Consider the following 3282-nt stretch of genomic DNA (forward strand, 5'->3'; position numbering starts at 1 on the left):
GCTTGTTTTGCGTATTCATGACCCGACATCTTATCAATTTACAGCAAGAAAGCCTTGAACATCAGTTTTTAATTAGAGAGCTTATAGAAGAATTTCGTCACCAGGAAATGTTTGCAAGGGTAATTAACCAATTGGGCGGCAAACCTATTAAACAAAGCGGCTTGCATAAGTTTTTTGGCAAGTTCAGCAATAAGTATCTCCCTGCTGATTACCTGTTTATGGGGAGCGTATCGATTGAGTTGGTTACAGATGTGTATGGCAACTACGCCCGCCGGTCGGCCAATATTTACCCGGTGCTAAAAAAAATGTTCGATTTGCATAATATAGAGGAAGGGCGCCATATACTGTTTACTAAAAGTCTGCTAAAAACGTATTCGGCTAAAGCCGGGCCAGTTAAACGTACATTATATAGCTATGTAATATTATTTAATATACTGTTTGTGCGTACCATGTATGTAAAACGTGAAATTTATGAGCGCATTGGCTTGCCAAACTCAAACGATGCCTACACGGAGGCCATCAAAAATTTAAAAACAAAATTCGCGGAAAAATGCCTTGATGATGTTATTGAGTTTGTAGATAGCTGGAAAGGCTTTAATTTGGCCACCCGATGGGCGTGGCGTTTGGTATTAAGTGCTAAAGTGTAGCTATAAGTTTTATCAATTCGCTATACAAACGTTCTGTTGGTAAGCCAACAACGTTGGTATATGAGCCATTTATTTTTTTTATGCCTGTTACCCCTACCCATTCCTGAATACCGTACGAACCCGCCTTATCCATTGGCTTATATTTACTTATATAGTGCCTTATTTCGGTCTCACTTATTTGACGAAAAGTTACCTCTGATACCTCATAAAAACTATGGTACTGATGCTTATACAATAAACAAACACCGGTTATAACCTGATGTGTTTTACCTGATAGTATTTGCAACATTTCAACAGCATGTTCTTCTGTTTCAGGTTTACCTAATATATGGCCCTCAATACTTACAATGGTATCGGCGGTAAGCACAATTTCATCAGTAACAGTTTCATCAAAAGCGGTGGCTTTTTTTTGAGCTATATAAAGAGCAATTTCCTCAGGTGCTAAATCATCGGGATAACTTTCGTCAACTTCTTTTAATACAATGCGAAAATCAAGATCCATCAGCGTCAGCAATTCCTGCCTGCGTGGAGATTTAGATGCGAGAATAATTTTTGGAATATTGTTCATGGGATATTCAGCTTTCTGCTTTTACCTTTCAGCTTTCGCCTTAATTACCAGCTATAAGCCTCATCGCTCATCCACTTACCCTGTACCTTCAATACTTTTTCAATTACATCACGCGCGCAGCCCCTACCGCCGTCAAACGGAGAAACATAGGCACTTAACGCTTTTATTTCTTCTACAGCATCGGCAGGACAAACAGGTAAGCCAGCAAGTTTCATTACAGCAAGGTCGGGGATATCGTCACCCATGTACAAAACATGCCCGGTGCGGATACTTTTTTCTTCAAGGTATACTTTAAATTTAGTGATTTTAGTATGCACACCCATGTAAACATCCTTTATACCCAGGCTATTTAAACGGTGTATAGCACTTTTTGAACGACTTCCGGATATGGCACAAACATTATAACCGCACTTTACGGCCAACTGCAACGCATAACCATCCTTTATATTAAACGCGCGACTTTGCTCACCGTTTTCGGACACAAATACAGAACCATCTGTTAACACACCATCAACATCAAAAACAAAAGTGGTAATGTCCTGAAGCTTGCTTAAAAATGATTCCATGATTTTTAATTACACCGATAATATATGATTACACTGATTATATGATCCTGCTTACTGCCAACTCACTACTGCCCACTCACTACTGGTTATCACGCCATTCATACACCCAGGCAGATTGTATTTGTTCCAGGTGGCCTTCGTTAGCTTCTGCACGTGTGCCGGCAAAATTAGGCAACGTTAACACCCACTCTAAAAGGTCGGTAAAACGCACACGGTATATTTTTGATTCGCCGTAATCAGGCCCAAACTTTTCGTAAAGCGACATCGCAATGTCTTCATAGTCATTCCAATGGATAGGCAAAGCAAATTTATCGTCTGTCATTTTTATATATTAATGTCCTAAAAACTGTGATTGATCGGGTATGGTAACTTCAATATCACCATCAATTATTACACATTGGCAACCCAGGCGCGATGTAATGCGCGGATTAACTGCACGATCAATAAAATCTTCTTCCTTATCAGATATTTCCTGAATGTTATCCATCCCCTTGTTTACATATATATGGCAGGTACTGCATCCGCAAACACCGCCGCAGTTATGCTGCAATTCGATACCATTCTCCAGGCACACATCTAATACAGATTCCCCTTCGGCAATGGGCAGTTCTATACTATCGTGCCCCTTTTCTTCAAAGTTTATCTTTACTTTAAAAATATTCATTTGGGCAAAAGTAACAAAATTACTTATCCCCGCGTCGCGGAGTTTCCAATTTGATAATACCCTGACTTAACAGCGTATATAATTCCTGTAGATGAGGGTCGCTCTGCAGCAATTTAATATGTGCATCCATGGTTTGCTTATCATTGCGTATGGCGGGGCCAGTTTGCACATTGGAAGGTAAATTATGCTGTACTTTTTCGGCAGTTTCCAATATTAACGGACGTAACATGTCAAAATCTAAATCATCTTTAGCTATAATCTGCTGCCCGATAGCATAAAGGTAGTTTGGGAAGTTACAGGCAAAAACGGCGGCAAGGTGCAGTGTTTTACGTTTGGCACTATCAATAAGGTAAACTTTATTGCTGATGGTTTGAGCCAATTGTTGCAATTGACCGGTTATGGTATTATCGTTTCCCTCAATACATAAAGGCACATTGCGAAAATCAACCTCTTTGTTTTTGCTGAAGGTTTGAAGCGGATAAAACACACCCACATGATCAGAAAAAGCCAGCAAGGTATATAAATCAGCAGCACCGGAAGTATGGACCATTAACTTTTTATGTACTGCCAGTTTTTCGGCAACCGGGCCAATAGCATCATCTTTTATGGCAATAACAAACAGGTCGGTTTCGGGATTGATATGTTTAAGGTCATCAATAGGATCAGCCTTTACATGATACGCCAGTAATGAGGCGTTTTGCAAACTTCGGCTGTAAATTTGCACAATACTATGCCCGGCGTTTTTAAACGCCGCTGCCAGGTGTGTAGCTACATTACCGGAACCTATAAGGGTGATACGCATAAGCGTAAGTTACTAAACGATTTTCAACTCCTTAT

The 3282-nt window shown here is 40.0% G+C and carries 6 protein-coding genes; 1 reads left to right on the top strand and 5 read right to left on the bottom strand.

Going from position 1 to position 3282, the window contains the following annotated elements; all coding sequences use genetic code 11:
• Positions 1-647: diiron oxygenase (locus tag ABI367_RS01400; protein WP_462230355.1), on the top strand; the 647-nt coding region annotated here is incomplete at its 5' end.
• On the opposite strand, the gene ABI367_RS01405 is transcribed toward ABI367_RS01400, so the two are convergent.
• The 5 genes from ABI367_RS01405 to ABI367_RS01425 form a co-directional block, all read right to left on the bottom strand.
• Positions 637-1215 carry a Maf family nucleotide pyrophosphatase gene (locus ABI367_RS01405; RefSeq protein WP_462230357.1) on the bottom strand — a complete coding sequence of 193 codons (579 nt, stop codon included), beginning with the start codon at positions 1213-1215 and terminating at the stop codon, positions 637-639. The genes ABI367_RS01400 and ABI367_RS01405 overlap by 11 nt on opposite strands.
• A 44-nt stretch (positions 1216-1259) precedes the next feature.
• A complete protein-coding gene (locus ABI367_RS01410; RefSeq protein ID WP_462230359.1) occupies positions 1260-1781 on the bottom strand; it encodes a KdsC family phosphatase in 522 nt (173 codons plus the stop codon).
• 79 nt (positions 1782-1860) lie between these two features.
• Positions 1861-2103, bottom strand: coding sequence for a Fe-S cluster assembly protein IscX (gene iscX, locus ABI367_RS01415; RefSeq protein ID WP_462230361.1), 243 nt, complete (start codon positions 2101-2103; stop codon positions 1861-1863).
• A 9-nt stretch (positions 2104-2112) separates the two neighbouring features.
• Positions 2113-2445, bottom strand: a complete 333-nt coding sequence (locus ABI367_RS01420) for a 2Fe-2S iron-sulfur cluster-binding protein (protein ID WP_462230363.1) — start codon at positions 2443-2445, stop codon at positions 2113-2115.
• 19 nt (positions 2446-2464) lie between these two features.
• Complete coding sequence (locus ABI367_RS01425) at positions 2465-3247, bottom strand: Rossmann-like and DUF2520 domain-containing protein (protein ID WP_462230365.1); 783 nt, start codon at positions 3245-3247, stop codon at positions 2465-2467.
• Positions 3248-3282 lie beyond the last annotated feature (35 nt).

Origin of the sequence: Mucilaginibacter sp., from assembly GCF_039935595.1 — a bacterium.
Taxonomy (GTDB): domain Bacteria; phylum Bacteroidota; class Bacteroidia; order Sphingobacteriales; family Sphingobacteriaceae; genus Mucilaginibacter.

What these genes read in the sequence shown, in the direction of transcription:
- ABI367_RS01405 (WP_462230357.1), bottom strand. Translation starts at nt 1,215, where the DNA reads ATGAACAATATTCCAAAAATTATTCTCGCATCTAAATCTCCACGCAGG.
- ABI367_RS01410 (WP_462230359.1), bottom strand. Translation starts at nt 1,781, where the DNA reads ATGGAATCATTTTTAAGCAAGCTTCAGGACATTACCACTTTTGTTTTT.
- iscX (WP_462230361.1), bottom strand. Translation starts at nt 2,103, where the DNA reads ATGACAGACGATAAATTTGCTTTGCCTATCCATTGGAATGACTATGAA.
- ABI367_RS01420 (WP_462230363.1), bottom strand. Translation starts at nt 2,445, where the DNA reads ATGAATATTTTTAAAGTAAAGATAAACTTTGAAGAAAAGGGGCACGAT.
- ABI367_RS01425 (WP_462230365.1), bottom strand. Translation starts at nt 3,247, where the DNA reads ATGCGTATCACCCTTATAGGTTCCGGTAATGTAGCTACACACCTGGCA.